This is a genomic window from Kitasatospora sp. NPDC056651, from assembly GCF_042792155.1.
Classification (GTDB): domain Bacteria; phylum Actinomycetota; class Actinomycetes; order Streptomycetales; family Streptomycetaceae; genus Kitasatospora.
Map to the genome: position 1 here is coordinate 1 of NZ_JBHTWX010000057.1, position 23,084 is coordinate 23,084.

Annotated in this window: 18 protein-coding genes; 11 read left to right on the forward strand and 7 right to left on the reverse strand. The window is 74.5% G+C overall.

Annotation, left to right across the window (positions count from 1 at the left end):
• Positions 1-426: 426 nt before the first annotated feature.
• A complete protein-coding gene (locus ACFRAR_RS22110; protein WP_380699840.1) occupies positions 427-3,207 on the forward strand; it encodes an AAA family ATPase in 2,781 nt (926 codons plus the stop codon).
• A gap of 77 nt (positions 3,208-3,284) precedes the next feature.
• Here the strand turns inward: ACFRAR_RS22110 and ACFRAR_RS22115 are convergent, their stop codons facing one another.
• From ACFRAR_RS22115 to ACFRAR_RS22135, 5 genes are all read right to left on the reverse strand, one after another.
• Positions 3,285-4,085 (reverse strand): alpha/beta hydrolase, encoded by an 801-nt coding sequence (locus tag ACFRAR_RS22115; RefSeq protein ID WP_380699841.1) that lies wholly within the window; start codon positions 4,083-4,085, stop codon positions 3,285-3,287.
• Positions 4,086-4,336: 251 nt separating this feature from the next.
• The gene (locus ACFRAR_RS22120) at positions 4,337-5,974 is read right to left on the reverse strand and encodes a tannase/feruloyl esterase family alpha/beta hydrolase (protein WP_380699842.1); all 1,638 of its coding nucleotides are present in this window, start codon (positions 5,972-5,974) and stop codon (positions 4,337-4,339) included.
• A gap of 242 nt (positions 5,975-6,216) precedes the next feature.
• On the reverse strand, positions 6,217-8,940 hold the full coding sequence (locus ACFRAR_RS22125; protein WP_380699843.1) for an ATP-binding protein: 2,724 nt from the start codon (positions 8,938-8,940) through the stop codon (positions 6,217-6,219).
• Positions 8,941-9,109: 169 nt separating this feature from the next.
• A complete protein-coding gene (locus ACFRAR_RS22130) occupies positions 9,110-9,556 on the reverse strand; it encodes a VOC family protein (RefSeq protein WP_380699844.1) in 447 nt (148 codons plus the stop codon).
• A gap of 71 nt (positions 9,557-9,627) precedes the next feature.
• Positions 9,628-10,983: an epoxide hydrolase family protein gene (locus ACFRAR_RS22135; protein ID WP_380699845.1), complete on the reverse strand. Its 1,356-nt coding sequence runs from the start codon at positions 10,981-10,983 to the stop codon at positions 9,628-9,630.
• Between the two features lie 431 nt (positions 10,984-11,414).
• Here ACFRAR_RS22135 and ACFRAR_RS22140 point away from each other — a divergent pair, with 431 nt between their 5' ends.
• From ACFRAR_RS22140 to ACFRAR_RS22185, 10 genes are all read left to right on the forward strand, one after another.
• Positions 11,415-11,675 (forward strand): hypothetical protein, encoded by a 261-nt coding sequence (locus tag ACFRAR_RS22140; RefSeq protein WP_380699846.1) that lies wholly within the window; start codon positions 11,415-11,417, stop codon positions 11,673-11,675.
• Positions 11,676-12,036: 361 nt separating this feature from the next.
• Positions 12,037-12,666, forward strand: coding sequence for a hypothetical protein (locus tag ACFRAR_RS22145; RefSeq protein WP_380699847.1), 630 nt, complete (start codon positions 12,037-12,039; stop codon positions 12,664-12,666).
• Entirely contained in the window at positions 12,663-14,345 is a 1,683-nt protein-coding gene (locus tag ACFRAR_RS22150; protein ID WP_380699848.1) for a GH3 auxin-responsive promoter family protein, read from the forward strand. The genes ACFRAR_RS22145 and ACFRAR_RS22150 overlap by 4 nt, the downstream gene beginning before the upstream one ends.
• 27 nt (positions 14,346-14,372) lie before the next feature.
• On the forward strand, positions 14,373-15,230 hold the full coding sequence (locus tag ACFRAR_RS22155; RefSeq protein ID WP_380699849.1) for a class I SAM-dependent methyltransferase: 858 nt from the start codon (positions 14,373-14,375) through the stop codon (positions 15,228-15,230).
• Positions 15,227-16,705 (forward strand): FAD-dependent oxidoreductase, encoded by a 1,479-nt coding sequence (locus tag ACFRAR_RS22160; RefSeq protein WP_380699850.1) that lies wholly within the window; start codon positions 15,227-15,229, stop codon positions 16,703-16,705. Before ACFRAR_RS22155 ends, ACFRAR_RS22160 begins: the two co-directional genes overlap by 4 nt.
• Positions 16,705-17,829 (forward strand): hypothetical protein, encoded by a 1,125-nt coding sequence (locus ACFRAR_RS22165; protein WP_380699851.1) that lies wholly within the window; start codon positions 16,705-16,707, stop codon positions 17,827-17,829. The genes ACFRAR_RS22160 and ACFRAR_RS22165 overlap by 1 nt, the downstream gene beginning before the upstream one ends.
• Entirely contained in the window at positions 17,826-18,575 is a 750-nt protein-coding gene (locus ACFRAR_RS22170; RefSeq protein ID WP_380699852.1) for a DUF6182 family protein, read from the forward strand. Before ACFRAR_RS22165 ends, ACFRAR_RS22170 begins: the two co-directional genes overlap by 4 nt.
• 1 nt (position 18,576) lies before the next feature.
• Entirely contained in the window at positions 18,577-19,221 is a 645-nt protein-coding gene (locus tag ACFRAR_RS22175; RefSeq protein ID WP_380699853.1) for a LysR substrate-binding domain-containing protein, read from the forward strand.
• Positions 19,218-20,006, forward strand: a complete 789-nt coding sequence (locus ACFRAR_RS22180) for an alpha/beta fold hydrolase (protein ID WP_380699854.1) — start codon at positions 19,218-19,220, stop codon at positions 20,004-20,006. Before ACFRAR_RS22175 ends, ACFRAR_RS22180 begins: the two co-directional genes overlap by 4 nt.
• Complete coding sequence (locus ACFRAR_RS22185) at positions 20,000-20,857, forward strand: class I SAM-dependent methyltransferase (RefSeq protein WP_380699855.1); 858 nt, start codon at positions 20,000-20,002, stop codon at positions 20,855-20,857. The genes ACFRAR_RS22180 and ACFRAR_RS22185 overlap by 7 nt, the downstream gene beginning before the upstream one ends.
• Positions 20,858-21,065: 208 nt before the next feature.
• Here ACFRAR_RS22185 and ACFRAR_RS22190 read toward each other — a convergent pair whose 3' ends face one another.
• On the reverse strand, positions 21,066-21,506 hold the full coding sequence (locus ACFRAR_RS22190; RefSeq protein ID WP_380699856.1) for a MarR family winged helix-turn-helix transcriptional regulator: 441 nt from the start codon (positions 21,504-21,506) through the stop codon (positions 21,066-21,068).
• 135 nt (positions 21,507-21,641) lie between these two features.
• Positions 21,642-22,862, reverse strand: a complete 1,221-nt coding sequence (locus ACFRAR_RS22195) for a sulfotransferase family protein (RefSeq protein WP_380699857.1) — start codon at positions 22,860-22,862, stop codon at positions 21,642-21,644.
• Positions 22,863-23,084 lie beyond the last annotated feature (222 nt).

Below are 23,084 nucleotides of genomic sequence, written 5' to 3' on the forward strand. Positions count from 1 at the left end.
CACGCTCGGCTGGCAAACCCCAGCCGAGCGTCTACGTGATCTACTCACCGTCTGAAACCAAGCGGTGTTGCGACGACCCCTTGAACCCAAGGATCGGCCCGGGCCTTCATGATCAACTGGCCCGTCCCGGCGCGGGATTCACCCCGGCACGCCGCCCCGCCACCCGCCGCACCCCCGCCGCCCTCGGCCATCCCCCGCACACCGACCGGCAGTTCGGCCCGCCGACGTACACGAAGCACACCGGTCCCGTACGACCCGGAGCGGGAATGAGCCGGCCCCTGGCCCCCGGCCCGGGTACGGACCAGGGTCCGACACGGGTTCGACGGGCCCGTGGTCCCGGGATCGTGGCCGGTGGACGCCGACCGGCCCCCGCTGCGGCGGGGCCGCCGCGCGGCGGGAGCGATACCAGAAAGGGGCAGGGGGGCCATGAAGTCCGTCACCACGACGATGGTGGGCCGCGAGGACGAGCAGGCGGAGCTCGTGGCGTTCGTGAGATCCGCCGCCGGCCAGGCCCTCGTCCTGCGGGGGGAGGCCGGAGTCGGCAAGAGCTCGCTGCTGGGCCACGCCGTCGCGCTGGCGGAGCGGGAGGGCCACCTCGTCGTCCGGGCCGCCGGCGTCGAGGCGGAGTCCGAACTGCCCTACGCCGGGCTGCACCAGTTCCTCCACCCGCTGCTCGCCGACGCCGCCGGGCTGGAGGACGGGACCCGGGCCGTGTTCGACGCCGTGTTCGGCGGGGTCCAGGACGATCCGCCCTCGGTCATGACGCTCGGCATCGCCGTGCTCGGCCTGCTGTCGCGCTCCGCCGCCCAGCGGCCGCTGTCACTGGTCCTCGACGACGGCCAGTGGCTGGACGACGCCAGCGCCGACGTCTGCGGCTTCGTCGGCCGGCGCCTGGCGGGCGGCCCGGTGAGACTGCTGGTCGCGGTCCGCACCGACCTCGCCTCACGGTTCGACACCGCCGCACTGCCCGAACTGCCGGTCGCCGCCCTCTCCGACGAGGACGCGGCCCGCCTGCTGGACCACCGGTACCCGGAGCTGAGCCGGCCGGTCCGCCGGGCCGTGCTGGAGCAGGCCCAGGGCAACCCGCTGGCCCTGCTGGAGCTGCCCGCCCACTTCTCCGGCCGGACGGGCGACCTCCCGGTCGAGGAGCTGATCGGCCGGCGCGGCGTGCCGCTGCCCCGGCGGCTGCAACAGCTGTACGGCACCCGCATCGCCGCCCTCGACGAGCCCGTCCGCTCCGAACTGCTGAAGGGCGCGCTCGACGGCGCCGGTACCCCGAGCGGCACCGACGCCGCCCCCGGCACCCGCTACCGGATGCGCGACGCCGACCCGGCGGTGGCCGCCGGGCTGCTGGACATCGAGGTGGTCACCGGCGACCTCGTCTTCCGCCACCCGCTGGTGCGCTCCGCCGTCGTGCGGATGGCCACCCCCAACCAGCGCCGCGCCGCACACCTGGCGCTGGCGCGGGTCCACCGGGAGAACCTCGAACGCCGGGCGACGCACCTGGCGGCGGCCACGGTCGATCCGGACGAGGACGTCGCCGGCGTCCTGGAGGCCGCGGCCGAGTCGGCGACCCGGCGCGGCGGCGCGCTGGCCGCCGTGGCCTGGCTGACCCGGGCCGCCGAGCTCAGCGAGGACCACACCGGCCGCTCCCGGCGGCTGGCCGACGCGGCCTTCGTCGCCGCCCACGCCGCCCGCCTCGGCCAGGCGCACCGGCTGGTCCGGGCGAACCTCGCGCCCGGTTCGACGACGTCGCCGGCCTCGGTGCTGGCGGCCGCCTACCAGGCGCTCTACCAGGACGGGGACGTCCGCTCCACCCACCGGCAGGTCTCCGCCGCGATCGAGAAGCTGCGGGACGCCGGGGCGGCCGCCGGCGGCTCCGCCGAGCCGCAGGAGGTCCTCACCCGGCTGGTGATCCTGCTCCTGGCGATCAGTCAGTTCAGCGGGGACCGCGCGGCCTGGGAGAGCACCCTCGGGCTCCTCGACTCGCTCGGCGACCGGGTCACCGAACGCGTCCGCCTCTTCGGCGGCACCTGGAGCGACGTGACCAGGCACGGAGCGGGCTGGGCCGAGCCGCTGCGCCGGACCGCCGCGGACCTGTCGGACCTGGACCCCTGGGACATCAGCCGGCACGCCACGGCCGCGTACCACCTCGACGTCCTGAGCCACTACCGCCCCCACCTCCAGCGGGTGGTGGACCGCGAGCTGGAGACCGGCGCCATGGCCACCGGCATGGTCATGCTGCACCAGATCATGCTCGACCAGATGACGGTCGGCGAGTGGGCCGAGGCCGAGGGGACCGGGCAGCGCGGCCTGCACCTGGCGACCGAGCACGGCCACCACCTGTTCGCGGCCCAGAGCCGCGCGTACCTGGCCCAGCTCGCCGCGCTGCGCGGGCAGGTCGCACGGGCCCGGGACCTCCAGGCCGAGGTGGACGCCTGGGCCCGCCCGCGCGGCGTGGGCTTCCTCACCCAGGTCGCCGACTCGGCCGGCGCGACCGCCGCACTGGGCTCCGGCGACTACGAGAGCGCGTACCTCTACGCCATCGGCATCACCCAGCCGGGCACCTTCCGGCCCTACGCGTACCAGGCCTCGCGGACCCTGCTCGACCTGGTCGAGGCCGCCCGGCACACCGGACGCGCCGAGCAGGCCCGGGCGCACGCCCTCGCCGCCCGCGACGCCGGACTGCCGCGGGTGTCGCCCCGCCTGGCGCTGATCACCCACGGCGCGCTGGCGATGACCGCCGAGGACGAGCGGGAGGCCGCCGAGATGTTCGCGCTGGCCGAGTCCCACCCGGACGCCGCCCGCTTCCCGTTCGAACTGGCCCGGATCCGGCTGGCGCACGGCATCCGGGTGCGCCACGTCCAGGACCGGGCGGCGGCACGGCGGTACCTCGTCCCTGCGGCCGAGGCGTTCGAGCGGCTCGGCGCGGCCGGCTGGAGCGAGCGGGCCCGGGCCGAACTGCGCGCCACCGGCGCCCCGCCCCGGGTCTCGGCGCTGAGCCTGGCCTCACTGACCTGGCAGGAACGCCGCATCGCCGACCTGGCCGCCGGCGGTCTGACGAACAAGGAGATCGGCGAGCGGATGCACCTGTCGCCGCGCACTGTCAGCTCGCACCTGTACCGCGTCTTCCCCAAGCTGGGCATCACGGCCCGGGCGGCGCTGCGCGACGCGCTGAGCCGGGCGGAGGAGGCCCCGCGGGTCTGACGGGCCGGCGCTCAGCGCGGTGCGGCCGGGCGCTCAGCGCGGTGCGGCCGGGCGCTCAGCGCGGTGCGGCCGGGCGCTCAGCGCGGTGCGGCCGGGACCGCGGCGCCGTTGCCGGCCAGCCAGCCGAGCACGTGGTCCGCGACCGAGCGCCAGCCGCCGTCGAACACCAGGGAGTGCCCCCGGTCGACGAACTGCTTCAGATCGGTCACCGCGCGGGAGTCCCCGTAGAGCTTGTAGACCGAGCGGGTCACGGCGTCCGGGACCATCCGGTCCTCCTGGCCGGACACCAGCAGGAGCGGTCCGCGGCCCGTGTCGGCCGGGTCCACCACGGCGGCGGCCGTCCCCGCGGCGGCGCGGTCGAGCCCGAGGTCCGCGAGCAGCCGCAGCGGGGCCGGGACGGCGTACCGGTCGAACAGCCGCGCGGCCTCCTGCTCGCCGACCGCGTTGGCGACGAGGTGCCGGAACCGGGCCCGCGACAGCGCCTCGAAGCCCGGGTGCCGGGCCGCGCCGGCCGGCACCGGCTCGAAGCCCGGATGCCGGGACGGGCCGGCCGGCAGCGGCGCCAGGGCCACGGCGGCGCGCCCCAGGTCGGCGCCGAGCAGGTGCTGGGCGATCAGGCCGCCCGCCGAGTGCCCGATGAGGACCGGCGGGTCGTCGAAGGAGCGCACGACCGTCTCGTAGTGGGCGGTGAGCGCGGCGAGGCCGAGGTCGCGCAGCGGGCCGGGATCGCGGCGGACCTGCTCGGCGCTGGGGGCCTCGCCCGGCCAGCCCGGGACGCACACCGCGTAGCCGTGCGCGGTGAACCGTTCGGCCCAGCCCTCCCAGGAGGACCTGTGGAACCAGGCACCGTGGATCAGGACGACGGGGGTTTGCTTCACGGCCAGGCCTTCCGCTCGCGCACGACGGTCCGCCGGCGTCGCGGCGGTCCTCTCGAGGATCACCGAGCGGTGGCGGCGCGGGAACAGTCGGATGACTGAAGGCCTTTCGCGCGCCCCCGGCCGTCCCGGCGTCATGTGACTGATGTGTCCGGCCGGTGGCCGCGGAACAGTGGCGGCACCGGTGAGCCTCCGGGAGGGATCGGACCTGATCGACAGGCGTACCTCCACCAGGCCGCCCGGCCCCGGGCCGGTCAGTCGCGCGAGCCGTCGACGCAGCGGAAGCTGCTCGCGGCCGCCGGGTCACCGTGGCCGGTGTAGCGGGACACCATCGGGTAGCGGCACACGTCGCGGGCGACGTCCTGACCGGTGGCGGTGGTCAGGGTGGCGTGCAGCACCGCGGGCGCCTTGCCCCGCTCGACCCAGGCGGTCAGCGCGGCCAGGTCGTCGCTCCTGCCGCCGTCCAGGCCGCAGTGCGAGACGCCCGGGGCCAGGAACAGCCGGTAGAAGTCGTCGACCTTCCTCGTCCCGCCCATCCTCTCGTCCACGCGCTCGCGGTAGTCGACCGTTCCCCCGGTGGGGATGATCGGATCGGCCGCGCCGTGCCAGCTGATCAGCTTGCCGCCGGCGTCGCGGAACGCGGAGAGGTCCGCGTCACGGGTGCCCATGGACGGGTCGTACTCGGCGCGGGCCCTGCGGAAGATCTCGTCGAACTGGGCGCGGGTCAGCTTCGAGGTGTCGAACCCGGGCTGCTTCCGGACGAAGGTGGCGGCCCACACGGACGGCACGAAGAACGGCGCGCCCGTGGTGACCCCGTTCTCGGTCCTGCTGGCCGCCAGGTAGCGGAAGTCGGCGCCGACCGGCAGGCCGTACCAGAGCCGCTTGCCGCTCACGTCGCGCGGACCGTCCCAGATCCTGCGGACCACCTCGGCGTCCGCCTCGGTGATGGTGACCTGCTTGCCCTCGCACAGGACCTTCGTGCCGACCAGGCGGCGCGGGTTGAAGTCGCACCGCCCCGGGTCGCCGATCAGGCCGTCGGCGATGCCGTCGAGCTTGTCGCAGGCCTTGAGGGCCGCCTGGTCGAAGGCGTCGAACTCGCACCCGGTCGGGTAGGTGTGCGCCTCGTTCATCACCACCTGCGGCCACAGGGTGGCGATCTCGAACTGGTTCCAGTTGATGCCCGGCGCCGAGGCGTTGATGCCGTTGAAGTCCTTCGGGTACCGCTGGGCCTCCATGTAGCCCTGGCGGCCGCCGGTGGAGCAGCCGTTCCAGTAGGAGTAGGCCGCCGGCCTGCCGTAGACGTCGGCCACCACCTGCTTGCCGACCACCGCCATCTCGTGGGCGGAGCGGGAGGCGAAGTTGTCCACGAGCGCGGTGTTGACGCGCCCGGAGGAGTCCAGGGCCCAGCTGGTGTCCAGCGCCCCGCCGACACCGGCGTCGGTCGTGGCGGCGGCGTAGCCCTGCTTGACGGCCGCGGCGAGCCCGGCGCCGCTGTCCGCGGCGGAGTAGGCGCTGCCGCCGACGCCCTGGAAGCGGCCGTTCCAACCGGCCTGCGGCAGCCAGACGTTCACCTTGGCGTGGTCGTTCGCGCCGGGGTGGGTCAGGGTGACCGTCACCTCGCAGTGCGCCGGGACGTCGGGCACCGAGCCGCCGCCGAGCGGCGGGACTCCGGGCACCTGGAAGGTGCCGGCCGGGACGGCGGTCGCGGTCACCGACTCCACCGCGGTGCCCTCCGGGGCCGCGAACGCGGACGGGGCACAGGTGAAGGACACCGGGGCGGCGCTCGCGGTGAGCGTGAGCTCCCCCGACGCGCTCGCCGCCGACGTGTGGACGGCGGTCGCGGCGACCAGCGGGACGCAGGCCGCGACGATGGCCGGAAGCCGTCGTTTCATGATCTCTCCTCGGAATCAGGGGAATCGGGGATGGCGCCATCACTGTGGCCGCCGCACCGGCGCCGCCGCATCAGTCACCTGACGCTCAGTCGGAGAGCCGTTCGGACCGCCTGAACGTCCGGACGTTCGACGTCAGTTGACCGATGCCGCCGGTCCCGGCCGAGGGCGAGAGTGGGGACCGCCGGGAGGGCGGTCACGCCCCCGTCGCCCTCCCGGCTCCCCCTCCCCCGGCCGGGCCCGCCTCACCGGCCGGAGAAGGCACCCTCGATCTCGCGGCGGGAGGAGATGCCCAGCTTGGTGAAGACCTTCCGCAGGTGCCACTCGACCGTGCGGGGGCTGAGGAACAGCTGCGCGCCGATCTCCGCGTTCGGGTGCCCGGACGCCGCGAGGCGGGCGATCTGTGCCTCCTGCGGCGTCAGGACCGGTGCGTCGAGGGCCCGCTTGCGGACGGTCTCGCCGGTGGCGAGCAGCTCCCGCCTGGCCCGCTCGGCGAACGCCTCCATGCCCGTCTCCACCGCCGCCCCGTGCGCCGCCCTCAGCTCGGTCCGGGCCTGCGCGCGCCGGTTCCGGCGGCGCAGCCACTCCCCGAGCAGCAGCCGGGCCCGGACCTCGAACACGCCGAGCCCGCCCCGGCCGAAGTGGTCGACGGCCTCGCGGTAGCGGTCCTCGGCCCGCTCGGGTGCTCCGGTCAGGGCGGCGGCGACCGCGTGCGCGCCCAGGGCCCACGGTGTGCCGGCCCGGCTCCAGTCGGCGAGCCGCTCGCACGCCCGGGCCGCCGTGGCCTGGTCCCCGGTCCGGGTCGCGGCCTCGACCAGTTCGCCGCAGGTCCACAGGTGCACGACCGGGTCCTGGTGTTCCACGCCCCGCAGCGCCGCCTCCAGGGCGAGCGCGTAGTTGCCCAGACCGTTGTGGAGCACGGCCCGGGCGCACGCCGCCACCCCGACGAGCCGGCCCAGGCCGCGCCGCTCGCCCTCGCGTTCCATCGCCTCGATCGCTTCCAGGGCCGGCCGTTCCCGTCCCCGGTACGCGCTGATCAGCGCCTCCGTGGCGGTGCGCGTCACCGCGCCGGTGGTGGCCCTCTCCAGGGCCTCGGCCTCGGCCAGCAGTTCGCCGCCCTGGGAGAAACGCCCCGCGAAGCCCAGCCCGGACGCCTGGAAGGGCAGCGCCGTCGAGAGGACCGACAGTGTTCCCGTCCGCCGGGCGGAGCGGATCGCCCGGTCGCCGATGTCCAGCCAGCCCTGGAGGTCCCCCAGCGCCGCGGCGGCGTTCCCGGCCGCCCACAGGACGGACGGGTCCTCCTCGCCGGTGAGGGAGCGCAGCGCCCGCGCCAGCAGCGGGAAGGCGGCGACCGGGCCGTCCACGGTCCAGACGACGAGGGCTCCGAGGAGGACACCCGCCGCCTCCTCACCGGGCGGCAGGTCGCGGGCGGCCTCGGCGACCCGCCGCAGCGCGCCCTCGTCGTACCGGCCGGCCCAGACGGCCGCGTCGAACGCCGCGAGGCAGGTCTCCCGCGCGAGGACCGGGTCGAGGTCCCTGAACCTGCCCGCCGCGTCGAGCAGCGGACGCACCGCGCCCCTCCCCGAGTCGGTCATGGACGAGGCCCTGGCCCGCAGCCGGCCGGCCTGGGCCTGCTGCAGCCGGTCCAGCGGCCCCAGTTCGGCCGCGGCGAGCAGGTCGGGGACCCGGTCCGGCACGCCCGCGGCGACGTGGGCCGCCGCGGCCGCCAGCGCCCGCCGCGCCCGCGCCTCCGGGCAGGGGGTGAGCGCGGTGGCACGTTCCAGGAAGGAGGCGGCGGCCGCCCGGCCGCCGCGCGCCAGGGCCCGGTCGGCGGAGCTCGCCAGTGCGGCCGCGACCTGTTCGTCCGGCCCGACCGCGGCGTGGGCCTGGTGCCAGGCCCGCCGGTCGGGGTCGCGGTCGGCGTCGGTGGCCTCGGCCAGGGCGCGGTGTGCCGCGCGCAGCGTGGCGGCGTCCGCGCCGCGCCAGACGGCCGAACGCACCAGCGGGTGCCGGAACCGCACCGCGGCTCCCAGCGCGACCAGGTCCGCGACCTCGGCCGGCGTCGCGGCCTCGGGGCCGATGCCCAGCAGGCGCAGGGCCCGCCACAACAGCGGCCCGTCGCCGACCGGTTCGACCGCCGCGACCAGCAGCAGGGCGCGGGTGTCGGCCGGCAGCGCGTCGACGCGCCGGCGGAAGCCGTCCTCGACCCTGGTCGCCAGCGGCCCGGCGCCGGGCCCTCCGAAGCCGAAGGCCAGCTCCACCGGGGACAGGTCCCGGGGCAACTCCAGCAGGGCGAGCGGGTTCCCGCCGGTCTCGGCGACGATCCGGTCCCGCACCCGGGCGTCGACCGGCCCCGGCAGCGCGCTGTCGAGCAGCGCCCGGGCCTCGGCGTCGGCCAGCCCGCCCAGCACCAGTTCCGGCAGGCCCGAGAGGCCCTCGTCGCCCTTGCCGTCGGCGACCCGCTCGGCGAACACCAGCGCCACCGACTCGGCGTCCAGCCGGCGCCCGACGAACGCCAGGATCCGCTGGGACATCAGGTCCAGCCACTGCACGTCGTCGACCAGGCACACCAGCGGCGACCGGGCGGCCGCCTCGGCGAAGAGACCGAGCACCGCCATCCCGACCAGCAGCATCTCGGGCGGGGTCCCCGCGCTCAGGCCGAACGCGACCCGCAGCGCGTCCTGTTGCACCGGCGGCAGCCGGTCGAGCCGCGGCAGCAGCGGGGCGCACAGCTGCTGCAGGGCGGAGTAGGCGAACTCGGACTCGGCTTCGACGCCGGCGGCGCGGATGGTCTGCCACTGCCCCGCCCGCCCGGCCAGGTGGTCGAGCAGCGCCGACTTGCCGACACCGGCCTCCCCGCGCAGCACCAGCACCCGGCTGCGCCCGTCGCGCACCTCGCGCAGCAGGCGGTCCAGTGCCTCCGACTCCCGGGCACGCCCGAGCAGCTGGTGGTTCGCGGGCTGCGGCATGGCACCTCCGGGACGGGTTCCTCCCGGAGGAGCTCCACCCATCCTACGAACACCGGGGCCTGCTGAGCTGCACGGATTCGATCATCCCCCGGCCACCCCCGCCGACCCCGCGCCGAACCGCCGGTGCCACCGGCCCGGGGCGGTCGCCCCGGGCCGGTGGCATGGGTGGTCAGCGTCCGGGGGCCCGGAGGGTGACCTCCTGGAGGAACCACTCGTTGCCGTCGGGGTCGGCAAAGCGGGCGAAGGTGCCGTAGCTGGGCCGTCCCGGGGCGACGCCGGGCACCCGGTGGGTCCCGCCGGCGTGGTGGAAGACACCGGTCGTGTCGTGGAAGGGGCCGTCGATGTCGACTCCGCGCCGGGCCAGTTCCCCGACCGCCCGCTCGATGTCGGTCACGACCAGGTGCAGTCCCCGGGCGAAGCCCACGGGGAGCGCGGTCAGTCCCTCCCCGAAGACGACCGAGCAGGCGGAGCCGGGCGGGGTGGCCTGGACGATCCGGTAGCCCTCCTCGATCGGGAAGTCCGCGTCGAGGCGGAAGCCGAGCGTGTCGACGTAGAACTCCTTGGCGATCTCGACGTCGGAGACGGGCAGGACGATGACTTCGAGCTTCAGCTCCACGGGGGTGTTCTCGCTTTCGGGAGAGGGGGGTGGTGGGGTCCGCCGGACGCGGCGGCCGCGGGCGGTCCGTGCTACCGCAGCGACCGGAAGGCGGTGCGGAGTTCTTCGGCCAGCAGCTGCGGCTGCTCCCAGGCGGCGAAGTGCCCGCCCCGGTCGACCTCGTTCCAGTGGATGATGTTGCCGAAGGTCCGCTCGCCCCAGCTGCGCGGCGCGGGGTAGATCTCGGCGGGGAAGACCGTCACCGCGACCGGCAGCTTCGGGATGGGGACCGCGTTGAACGGTCCGCCGCCGGCCTGGGCGCCCTCCCAGTACAGCCGGCAGGAGGACGCGCCGGTGCCGGTCAGCCAGTACATCGAGATCGCGTCGAGCATCTCGTCGTAGCCGAGGACCTTCTCGGGCACGCCGGCCGAGTCCGTCCACTCCGCGAACTTGTCGTAGTAGTAGGACGCCATGCCCACCGGGGAGTCGGTGAGGGAGTAGGCGATCGTCTGCGGGCTCCGGTTCATCATCGCCGCGTAGCCGAAGCCGTCGCGGTAGAAGTGCAGCAGCCGCTCGTACGCCCGCTTCTCCTCCACCGACAGGCCGGCGGGGGTCGGGTCGAAGTTGCGCAGCCGGCGCAGGATGTCGTCCGGCACGGTCCCCGGCATGTTGACGTGGATGCCGAGCAGCCCCTTCGGCTGCTGGACGGCGAGCACCTCGGAGAGGATCGCGCCGTGGTCGCCGCCCTGCGAGACGTACTCCGGGTACCCGAGGCGCGTCATCAGCTCGTGGAAGGCGGGCGCGATGCGGGCGAAGTTCCACCCGGGCCTGGTCGGCTTGCCCGAGAAGCCGTAGCCGGGCAGGGTCGGCAGCACCAGGTGGAAGGCGTCCTCGGCGCGACCGCCGTGCGCGGTGGGGTTGGTCAACGGGTCGATGACCTTCAGCAGTTCGACGATCGATCCGGGCCAGCCGTGGGTCATCAGCATCGGCATGGCGCCGGCGTGCGGGGAGCGGATGTGGGCGAACTGGATGTCCAGCCCGTCGATCTCCGTGACGTACTGCGGCAGTTCGTTGAGGCGCCGCTCCAGCTTGCGCCAGTCGTACCGGGTGCCCCAGTACTCCATCAGCGGCCGCATCCTCGCCAACTGCGCGCCCTGGCCGCGGTCGTCGACCGTCTCGCGGTCGGGCCACCGGGTCGCCCGGATGCGCCGCCGCAGGTCGTCGAGGTCCCCCTGCGCCACCTTGATGCGGAACGGGCGGATGCCGGATCCCGGCCGCGGCGCCCAGCCGGATGCCGTCCCGCCGGCGGCCGGCGCGGCTCCCTGACCGGTGTCCGCCCGGGCCGGGGCGGACAGGGCGGCCTGGCCGGCGACGACGCCGGCCGCGGCGAGGCCGAGGAAGCGGCGTCGGCCGGTGCCGGAGCGGTTCGGGTTCTCGTTCACTGCCATCGAGGACTCCTCGTGTCCGTCGTGCGGGAATGCGGGATGCGGGGAGGGCCGGGAAGGCAGGGAAGGCCGGGAAGGCCGGGAAGGGGATCGGGCCCGGCGCTCGGCCGCGACTCCGGCCGCGCTCCTCACTGGTGCAACTCTGCGGCGCGGGCACCGACCGGAGCATCAGTCAGATGGCTCAACAACCGGGTTCAGTCAAACGCCGGGCCGGGCACGGTCCTCCGTCACGTTCCCGTCCCGGCCCGCCGCCGACGGCCTCGCCCCGGCCGGGCACCCGGCGGTCCCGGGCAGGACCGGCCCGCTCCGGCGGGCGTCGACCGTCAGATGACCGATGCGGAGATCCGCCGCCGGGCCGAGGGGGGAGCCGCGGCCGCCGGACGGCCGCGCCGGCTCCGCGGATCGAGCGGATCGCCCACGGGCTGATCGACGCGATGCCGCCCCGCCACCCGGCCTTCGGCCACGGCGTCCACCGCTGTCCGGGTGCCCCGCTCGCCCGGCTGGAGGCGGTCGTCGCGCTGCGCGTCCTGCCCTCCCGTGTACCGGAGTTGGAGCCGGCCGTCCCGCTCGACTCGCTCGGCTCGCTCCGCTGGATCGGCCCCGGGATCATCCGCGGCGCGCTGTCCCTCCCGGTCCGCTCCCGGTCCGCTCCCGGTCCACTGCCGAGCCGTCCGACCAGTCCGCACCACATCTGATCACTCGTCAGGTCGACTGTCTCACCGGCGGCTTGACGACGGAGCTCCCGCGGGCGGCCACATTCGCCACCCGCGGGCCACCATAACGTGAGGCGCATGCATTTGAAAGTACTTGACTAGTCATGCCTTCTGCATGAAAGTTCCTCTATCGCCTCACGCTCAGCAACCGTCCCCCTTGACGCGCCCCCACCCAACAGCCCTTCCACGTACGAGGTGTGCTCTTCCATGACCACTTCCGACGTCCTGCCCCCTCCGGGTCCCCCACCGGAGGAGGCCCCGCACCGGTCGGCCGCGGGATCCGGTCCCGCGGCCGACGTGTTCGACCCGAGCCACACCGATCTCCCGACGACGGGCGGCGCCGATGACTGACCGTCCGCTCTTCGTCCTGCTGGGCCCGGACGGCGCCGGCAAGTCCTCGGTCATGTCCGGGCTCGGGGAACGGCTCCCCGGCTGGCGCACCCTGTCCACCGACGGCGACCTGGTCCGGCCCGAGCACGCCCTGATCGGCCGGCTGCGCCGCGGCGTGGTCGAGGACGTACTGCCGGGCCTCGGGAGCTCCTACTCCCCGGAGTTCCTGGCCAGCCTGCTGCAGACCGCCGTGGTCCACCTGTGGGACGAGGTGCGGCGGCAGGACCCGCGGACGCCGCTCCTGGTCGACTCGTACTACTACAAGATCCTCGCCAAGTGCCGACTGGCCGGCGTCCACGAGAACCCCATGTACTCCTGGTGGCGCTCCTTCGCCCAGCCCCGCGCGGTGGTCTACCTGGACGTCTCCCCCGCGTCCGCGTGGCAGCGGCTCGGCGGCGGATCCGGGCTCAACCCGCTGGAGCACTTCGGCGAACTGCCCGACTGGGACGGGTTCGAGAGCTATCAGACGAGTCTTCGCAAACTGATGCTGGAAGAGGTGCGGCACGTGCCGGTGACGATGATCGACGAGCAGCCCACGGTCGCGGACGCGACGGACGCCGTGCTGGAGGTGCTCGCCCCGTGACCACCGACCAGGGCTGGGGCTCCCCCGGCCACGCCGACCGCTACCGGGCCCGGGTGCTGGCCGAGCGCGACGGCCTGGGCGCCGCCCTCGCCGACCTGCGGGAGCGGCAACGGCACGTGCTCACCGACCTCCTGGAGTTCAACGCGGGCACGGAGTTCGGACGGAAGCACGACTTCGGGCGGATCCGCGACCTGGACGACTTCCGCAAGGCCGTCCCGGTCCAGGACTACGCCGCCCACGCGCCACTGATCGAGCGGACGGCCGCCGGGGAGCGGAACCTGCTCTCGGCCGACGATCCCGTCGTCTACTTCACCAGCAGCGGCAGCACCGGCGCGCACAAGAAGATCCCGATCACCCGGCGCTTCATGAGCACCACCTTCTTCCCCTTCTACTACGCGGCCTGGGCACCCCTGATCGAGAGCTTTCCCGAGGTCGCGCACCGGCCCGACGCGGTGCTCAACCTCAAGCACGACCCGCTCTCCGCTCCCCCCACCACCGCCGACGGCCACCCGCACGTCGGCGCCAGCCAGGTCGACTTCGGGGAGAAGTTCGGCGAGCCCCTCTCGGCCGAGCCGGGCACGGCGGCCCCCTGGGCCACCCTCCCGGTGGAGGTCGCGCCCGGCGACCACCTGGAGAAGATGTACCTGCGGCTGCGGCTGGCGGTCCAGAGCGACCTGCGCTGCCTGATCGGCATCAACCCGGCGATGATCGCGGCGGTGCCGTACCAGCTGAACCTCTGGTGGGAACGGATCGTCCGGGAGGTGCGCGACGGCACCCTGGGCGGTGTCCGGCACGGCAGCCCCGACCCCGCGCGGGCGGCCGAACTGGAGCGGCTCGCCGAGTACTTCGGCACCGTCACCCCCGCCCTGGTGTGGCCCCGGATCCAGGCCCTGTTCTGCTGGACCACCGGGGTGGCCTCGCTCTACCTGCCCGCGCTGCGCGAGGACTTCGGCACCGGGGTCAGCGCGCTGCCCGCACCGGTGGCCGCCTCCGAGGGACCGGTGGGCGTCCCGCTCGACCGGCACGGCTCGGCCGGCAGCCTGGTGGCCACCGCCTCGGTGTACGAGTTCGTGGACGCCGACGCCGACCTCACCCCGGACGTCGGGACCCTGCTGCCGCACGAGCTGGAGCCGGGGCGCGAGTACCACGTCGTCTTCAGCCACGTCGGCGGGCTCTACCGCTACGCCGTCGGCGACGTCGTCCAGGTGGTCGACGTGACGGACGGCGCGCCCCGGGTGCGGTACGCGGGCCGGGCGGGCCGCTCCGACGCGGCGGGCGAGCGGCTGCGCGAGTCGCAGGTGGTCCGTGCGCTGCGGACCGCCCTGGAGAGCACCGGCCTGGGTCTGCGCAACGTCGCCTGCCGGGTCGAGCCGGCCGACGAAGCCGCCCTGCGCTACGTCTTCGCGGTGGCTCCCACCCTCCGCTGGCAGGAGGCCGAGAAGGCACGCTTCACCGCGCTGCTGGACGCTGCCCTGCGCCGGGAGTCGGCGGGCTACCAGCGGGCGCGGGCCGAGCACCGGCTGGCCCCGCCGGCCCTGCTGACGCTCGCCCCCGAGGCGTTCCACCGCGACTGGCACACCGCCGTGGGCGGCGGCGTCCGCCCCACCCAGGTCAAGGACCGCCTGTTCCGGCAGGACGACCTGCTCTGGCAGCGCCTGACCGGCACCCCCGCCGTCTGAACCGGACCGACCACGAGGAGCAACGAGATGACGGACCTGCTGAATCCGGTGGAGCGGACCGCTCTCCTCACCGCCGCCCTGCGCGCCGCGGAGACCCGACGCCCCGACCGCCTCTACGAGGACCCCCACGCCGCGCTGCTCGCCGGCGACATCGGCCCCGAGCTGCTGGCCGAGGTCCGCACCGCGACCTTCCCGCCCGACCGGCTGCGGTCGCTGCCCAGCACCCCCGACTACAACGCGATCCGGACCCGGTTCTTCGACGACTTCCTGACCACGGCGGCCGCGGACCCGCGGATGCCCCAGATCGTGCTGGCCCCCTCGGGCATGGACTCGCGCGCCTACCGGATGCCGTGGCCCGACCACATCCGCTACTTCGAGGTCGACCGGGAGGCGGTGCTGCGGTTCAAGGAGGAGCGGCTGGCCGGCATCGCACCGCGGGTCGCCCACCGGACCGTCGCCGTCGACCTCACCGCGGACGACTGGGAGGACGAGCTGGTCGCGGCCGGGTACGACCCCGAGCTGCCCTCCACCTGGCTGCTCGAAGGGCTGCTGTACTACATCCCCGAGGCGGACACCCGCCGGATGCTGGAGCGCGTGGCCGCGATCTCCGCGCCGGGCAGCCGGATCGCCGCCGACCTCGTCAACTCCGCGGCCCTGACCCTGCCGGACATGCGGGGGCTGCTGGACGTCTTCGCGGGCTGGGGCTGCCCCTGGCTGTTCGGCAGCGACGAGCCGGAGGCCCTGTTCGACCAGTACGGCTTCGAGGTCGAGGCCGTCCAGCCCGGCGACGCGACCGCGGACTACGGCCGCTGGCCCGACCCGGTCCCGCCCCGTGACGTCAAGGACGTGCGCCGGGTCTTCTTCGTCCACGGACGACGCCGTTGACCGCGACCGCCGTCATCGTCGGCGGGAGCCTCTCGGGCCTCGCCACCGCGCTCGCCCTCGCCGAACGGGGCCGCCCGGTGCGGATCCTGGAGCGCTCCGCTCCCCCGCCGGAGGGGCCGGCCGGCAAGGCGGCCGGCCTGTGGCACCGGCCGACCGTCCCGCAGGGCGACCACTCCCACATCCTCACCTCGCTCGGGGTGCGGGTGCTGCGCGAGCGGGCCCCCCGGCTGCTCGACACGGCACTGGAGGAGGGCGCCCGGCTGCTCGACCTCACGGCGGCGGAGCCCACGACGGCGCGCCGGAGGCAGGACGGCGACGAGCAGCTGGTGGCACTCGCCGCCCGCCGCCCGTTCCTGGAGCTGCTGCTCCACCGCGCCGTACGGTCGCTGCCGGGCGTGACGATCAGCCACGGCACCTCCGTCCGGGGCCTGCTCCTGGACGCCGGGCGGGCCAGGGTGACCGGCGTGGTGACCGACCGCGGCGAACACGTGCCCGCGGCCTTCGTGGTGGACGCCACCGGACGCCGGGCGCGGTCCCGCGACTGGCTGGCCGACGCCGGGGTGACGGTCGCGGAGGGCCTGAGCTCGCCCACCCGGCTGCGGGCCTTCACCCGGTACTACCGGCTGAACGCGGCGGACGGCGCCCTGCCGGGACCGCTCAACCGGGGCAACGCGGCCGGCGGGATCTGGGACCACTACGCGGCGGTGGTGCACCCGGCAGACAACGGCGTCTTCGCGATCAGCATCGGGGCGCCGACCTCCGATCCGCCCACCGACGCCCTGCGCGAGCCCGCCGCGCTCACCGCCGCCGCCCGGCTCTCCCCGCACGTCGGGGCGTGGGCCGACGAGCGGGTCGCGACGCCGCTGACACCGGTGCGGGCCATGACCACGCCGCCCAACCTCCTGCGGAGCACGGCCACGGTGGACGGCCGGCCGGTCCTCGGGCTGTTCCCGATCGGCGACGCGGTCTGCGTCACCGACCCGCTCTACGGGCGCGGCATGTCGCTCGCCCTCGCGCACGCCTTCCGGACCGCCGACCTGCTCGACGACGGTCCGGCGACGGAGGCCGACCGGAGCGAGGCCGCGGCCCGCCTCGCCGACACGCTGCTGCGCCCCTGGTTCGACCAGGCCGTCCACGACAGCCTGGCCCGCGGCCGGCTCTGGCAGGCCCGGGCCGAGGGGAGCACGCCGACACCGCCGGTGCCCGCCGTCCCCGGCCGTCCCGCGATGGGCGAGGTGGCGGCGGCCGCCGCGACCGACGCCACCGTGTGGCGCGGACTGGTCCGGATGCTGATGACCCTGAGCACCCCGGCCGAGGTCCTCGACGACGATGCCTTCCGCGCACGCGTGCGCGCCGCCGCCACCGCCGCCACAACCGCCGCCACAACCACCGCCGCCACCACCGCCCCGACGGACCCGCGGCCACCGACCCGCGGGGAACTGCTGCGCGCCCTCGCCGGCGGAGGGGGAGCCTGATGGCACCGACCAGCCGGGTACTGCTGGCGCCGATCACCATCACCCCGTCGAAACCGCTGACCCCCAGCCACCTCAAGGGCCTGCTCTGGGCGGACGTGATGTTCCGTGCCACGGCGCAGCTGGCCGAGGTGACCTTCCGCTACAGCCACACCACCTACCACCGCACCGAACAGGTCGTCGGCTTCTGGGAGTTCCTCGACCGCACCCGGGGCGACACCGACTACGGCTCGCTGTCGGAGGAGGAGATCGGGGAGCTCTACGTCGGGTACCGGAAGGAGGACACCCGTCCCGCCGCCGCGGCCCTGCGGCCGTACGAGGAGGCGATCGAACGCACCGGCTTCGTGCACCCCGCCAGCACCCGGGTGCTCGAACTGTGGTCCGGCCACTACCGGCGGCTCGGCCTGCACGACCCCGGTCTGCTGGCCCACCAGCCGCCGGAGTTCGGCCTCGAAGAGGTGATCGAGCACCTGGTCGCCACCGGGATGGGCCTCGACCACCGGGACTGCGGCGGCCCGGTGTACCTCGACGCCACCCCGTTCGGCCTGCCGCTGCGGCAGATCGTCGACGCCGACGGGCGCCCCAACTACCTCGCCTGCGCGCTGCGCGAGCTGCTGCCGCTCGCGCCCCGGTACGACGAGATCGTGATGCTGTACGACCGCGACCTCGACCCCGACTACCAGCTGCTGGAACGGGTGCTGTCGGACCGGGGGCCGACCGTGCACCGGGTGCCCATCGGCCGCACGCCCATCGAGGGGAGGATCACCTCGGCCCGGCACGGCGGCTGGCACGGCTACACGGTGGACGCCCTGCTGCACGCCGTCGGCGACGACCACCCGCCCGAGGCCCGCCTGCTCGGGCTGCGGCTCTACTTCATCGCCACCCTCGGCCCCGGCCAGCAGCAGTCCTTCCGACACGACCTGCTGCGCAAGAGCCTGGCCCGGGCCGAGCAGTTGCTGAGCAGGGCGCAGACACCCCCGCTGCCCGACCGGGACGCGCTGCTCGCCGCCCTCACCCCGCACCGGCGCGACCACACCCACGTCGATCCCTACCGGCTCACCTCCTCCCTGCTCCGCCGGGGCCGGACGCCCCCGGACCGCTCCCTCCTGACCACGGTGTTCACATGACGATCTCACCGGAACTCCTGCTCTCCGTCGCCGCCGACCGGCTCCGCGCGACCCTGCCGGAACTCTCCGAGCAGCTGGACCTGTCCACCCCCCAGTCCCTGCGGGCGGCCAAGGCCGAGATCACCGCCCGGGGCGAAACCGCGGACGGCGCCGTCGTGGTCGCCGTCATCGGGCACTTCTCGCTCGCGGACTGGGTGCGGGAGACCTGCCGCTTCGCGCTGCGCGTGCCCGAGGAGCGCGCGCGGCCCTGGCGCCGGGCCTTCACCCGGACCGTCTTCCTGGCCGGGCGGCCCGAGAACCTGCGCGAGCGGTTCGCCTTCGACCACATCGCCCCCGACGGCTCGGCGGCCTGGGTCGGGCCCGGCACGGACGAGACCACCGCGGCCCTGCGGCGCCTGCTGAAGACCTTCAACGGCACGCGCCGGCTCACCCCCTGGCCGCCGACCACCGTCGAGGTCCCCGCCGTCGCCACGGCCGGCCCGGCCGCCGGGGCGCACCGCCCGGGCGAGCGCGAGCTGTACGTCGCCACCGCGGGGGTCACCGTCTCCCACGCCCTCGTCCAGCTCAACCACCTCCTGGTCGAGGCGGTGCTGGACGGACTGATCGGCCCCGGAGACCGGCTGACCCTGCACTCGGTGCCGCGCCTGACCGGCATGACCGTCCCCTTCGCCGCCCTGCGCATCGACGCCGACGCCCACCACCCCCACAAGCTCCAGGCATACGCCGGACTGACCGAGGAAAACTGACATGTCCGAGTCCCCGCCGGCCACCGCGCCCGCCGCCACCCGTCCCGTCCGCTTCGGCATCCACGGCTCCCCGCACCTGGCCGAGAGCATCATCGCCGCGGCCGGTACCGACCCCGCGACGATCGAGCTCGTCCCGTACGACGTCCGGGAGCCGTTCCGCCCGCTTCGCGAGGGGGCGATGGACCTCATGATCGTCAAGTACGACCTGTACGAGCCGGACATCGCCGCCAGCGCCACCGTGGCCCACGACGCCCGGGCGGTGATCGTCGGAGCCCACCACCCGCTGGCCGGGCGCCCCGCGGTGTCCGTCGAGGAGACCACCGACTACGACGCCTTCAGCTGCCCCGGCGACTTCCCCCCGTACGTCTGGGACCTGATGGTGCCGCCGCGCACACCCGCCGGCACGCCGATCCGCCGGGTCCACCCGATGACCACGGTGGAGGGGATGGCCGCCATCCTCGCCGAGACACTGGCCGTGCACCTGTCGGTCCAGTCGCTCGAGGACATCGTGCCGCCGCACATCAGGGTGGTACCGATCCACGACCTCCCGGCCGCCCCGGTGACCCTCGCCTGGCTGCGCGGCACCGAGCTCTCCCCGGAGGCCGCCGCCTTCGTCGCCGCCGCCGAGCGGAGCGCGAAACCGTGACCGGGGCCCGGCACCTGCCCGTGGTGCTGCTGCACGCGCTGCCGCTGAGCTCCGCCATGTGGCAGACCCAGGCGGCGGCGCTGCGCGAGCGCGGACACACCGTCGTCGTGCCCGACCAGCGCGGCTTCGGCACCGAGCCGCTCGGCGAGCGGCCGCCCTCGCTCGACACCGTCGCCGACGACCTGGCCGCGCGGCTCGACGCCCTGGGCCACGAGACCGTCGCCCTGGTCGGCTGCTCGATGGGCGGCTACGCGGCGATGGCCTTCCTGCGCCGGCACCGCCACCGGGTCGGCGCCCTGGCGCTGCTCGCCACCAGGGCCACCGCCGACACCCCCGACCAGGCCGCCGGGCGCCGGGCCTTCGCCGGCCTCGTCCTCGACGACGACAAGCGGGACCACCTGGTGGCACAGTCCTCACCGCTGCTCCTCGGGGCCACCACCAGGGCCGAACGCCCCGGCGCCCTCGCCGACGTCCTGGCCTGGTCCAGGGCCGCCGACCCGCGCGCCGTGGCCTGGGCCCAGGAGGCCATCGCCGCGCGCCCGGACTCCGTGGAGGTGCTGCGGGCCACCGACGTACCCGCCGTGGTGATCACCGGAGCGGAGGACGAACTGGTCACCGCCGACGAGGCGGCGCTGATGGCCGGCGCCCTGCCGCAGGGGCGGCTGGTCACCGTGCCCGGGGTCGGCCACCTCCAGCCCCTGGAGGCACCGGAACTGACCACCCGGCTGCTCATCGAACTGCTCGAATCCACCGCGACGACGGAGGAAGGGGACGGCACATGCTGACCGAGGACCACCGGTCCTGGGGCTACGCCGCGTCGACCGGCCTGGGCTTCACCAACGAGGAGATCGTCGACGCCCACTTCGCGGCGTGCGCGCCGCAGTACCGGGCCGCGCTCGACCAGGCCGGCATCCGCCCCGGCTGGCACGTGCTGGACGCCGGCTGCGGCACCGGCGCCTTCCTGCCGTGGCTGGCCGAACTGGTCGGCCCGGACGGGAGGATCTCCGCGATCGACCTCGCGGAGGAGAACGCCGCGCTCGCCGCCGACCGGATGCGCGCCCACGGGGACCGGCCCCCCGTCGACGCCCGCCGGGGCGACCTGCTCGCCCTGCCGTACGAGGACGACACCTTCGACGCCGTCTGGTGCGCCAACACCACCCAGTACCTCTCCGAGGAGGAGCTGCCGCGGGCGCTCGCGGAGCTGCGCCGGGTCGTACGCCCCGGCGGCGTCGTGGCGGTCAAGGACCTCGACGCGACGCTCGTCACGGTGCGCCCGGCGGATCCGTTCCTCTTCACCGACTTCTTCCGCCGGGCGGCCGGCACCCCTGGGTACGCCCGGCAACTGGTGCGCACCCGCGAGCTCTACCGCCACCTCGACCGGGCCGGGCTGGTCTCGGTGCGCCAGCGGACCGTGCTGATCGAACACCACGCGCCGCTGGCGCCGGCCGCGCTGCGCTTCTACGCGCTGGCCTGCGCGCGGATCGCCGGCCAGGCCGTCGCCGCGCGCCTCGACGGGGACTGGGAGCCGTTCCTCGACCCGGACGGCGGACTCAACCCGCTCCGCGACCCGCACGCCTACATCAGCGAGGGCAACACCGTCGCGGTCGGGACCGTGCCGGCCACGACGGCGGGCTGACGCGACCGGGGCGGCACCGCGCTCCTGACGGCACGCACGTTCCGGTCCGGTGGTCCCGACTCCCGCGGGGCGGGACCACCGGAACGGACGCCCGGAGGACCGGACGCTCGGCGGATCGGACGCCCGGAGACTCCGGGGTCCGAAGACTCCAGGCCCGAAGACTCCAGGCCCGAGGACTCCAGGCCCGAGGACTCCGTGGCCCGGGGTCCTACTGCCCGGGCCGGATCCGGGTGAGGAACTTGGAGAGCGACGGGGTGAGCGCGGCCATCTCGAACGCGGTGTGGAGCTCCTGGGTGAAGGTGGCCGAGTAGAGCTCCAGCTCCCGACGGCCGACGTCGGTGAGGCGGATGACGACGAAACGCCGGTCGTGCTCGCTGTTGGTGCGCTTCACCAGCCCACTGCGCTCCAGGCGGACGGCCACCCGGCTGAGGGTCGACTGGTTGACGCCCATCTCCTCCGCCAGCTCCTGCATCTGCATCACCCTCGGTTCGGACTGCTGGATGGTGCTGAGTGCGATGAAGTCCGTCAGACCGATGCCGTGGGAACGCATGAGTCTGCGTTCGAGCAGCTGCGACATGTACGTCGACAGCCGGGACAACTGCCACCAGAGCTCGATGTCACTTTCGCGGTCACGGGACACTGTCGTCACGGCCCAACCTTCCAGTCCCACCCGCCCTCATTGGCGAGGGAGACTCCATTTCGAAACCAACCCCCGGCGCGGATCATAACACGAACAGAGGATTCATTGGCCGATTTGAATTCTACCTCCGGAACTCCGGACCGGTCATTGGATCGCCATACCCACTCCCCAATGCCGGCAGTAGCTCTCTCGATAGTCGTGGAAGATATCGGGAAGCCGCGCGTCGGCGGTCCCGAAGTAATCCCCGGAAAGGTCTCCCGGGAAATCCTCCGCGAAGCGGTCGCCCTCCGCCAGCATGCGGTGCTCGACACTGCTGGGCAGCGGTGTGTCCATGAACTCGCAGATGCGCCGGACGGTGAGCAGCGGCACCTCCACCAGCTCCGCGTACGCGATATCCAGCACCCTGGACCCGACCGACGCGTCGTACCACTGCGGACCCGCCAGCGCCCGGCCGAGCCGCCGCGCCCACTCGGCCTTCACCGCCCGCGGATCCACCCGGCCGGACCAGGCACGGCGACGCTGCGTGCTGATCTCCGCGACGTTGGCCAGCGACGCCATCGGATCCCGGTGCACCCTGATGATGCGGGCGCCCGGGTACACCGAGAGCAGCCCGTCGAGCCGCAGCGAGTGGAACTCGCTGACCAGTACCGGCCTCCCGCCGTGGACCCGCTCCAGGATGACCGCCAGCGCGCAGCGGTGGAAGGCGTAGGCGGCGGTCGCGTCCTGCGACTCCAGCCAGTCCGCGTACCCCGGAACGCAGTACTCCACGGGCGCGGACAGGGCGTGGAACGCGTACGAGAGCAACAGGTGGTCCTCGCACGGTGCGCCCGGATCCGGCGGATGACCGGCGGTGCCGCCCGGCCGCTCCCACAGCCGGTCGGCGAACGGGTCGACGAGCGAGGGATCGCGCCGCCAGGGCGCCCACTCCGTGCTCGGGCGGGCGACCTCCCACACGGAGGGGATGTTCAGCCCCGGGTGCCGGCTGAGCAACCGCTGGAGCCACTGGAGCCCGGTGCCCGGCAGCCCCACGACGAAGACGGCGTCGTTCCCGTAGAGCTCGGGATCGACCCGGCCGCTCTCGACCAGCCGCCGCACCCTGAGCTGGTTGGCGAGCGAAAGCGCGAGCCGCTGCCGGGCGACCGCCACCCCGGTGGGTGTCAGGGCCGCCTCCTCCATCAGCGATTCGGCGAGCGCACGGAAGGCGGGAACGAAGCGGGGAACCGGCGCTGTACTCTCGGATTCCTGCTGCCGGGCGGCGGCGAGAATATCGTGCAACGAAAACGGGGAACCCGACCGAAAAGCATGTTTCAGCCTCTCATCGCCTACCCCGCGAACCTGGGCGTGCCCATCGTACCGATCATCCACCTGTATCTCCCGAAATGGGACTCGTTTCGACGGAGCGTAACCCACCGGGAATGATCAGGTATTCCCTTATCGCCATGCTGTCGAACAATTGGCCGAAAGGCTTCGAGCCCGCAATCCGGCCGCCCGGTCGAATTCGGGCATCCGGCCGCCCACCTCGCGGGGAAGCCCGACCCGGGCCTCGACCCGGGCCTCGACCCGGGCCTCGATCAGACCTCGACCCGG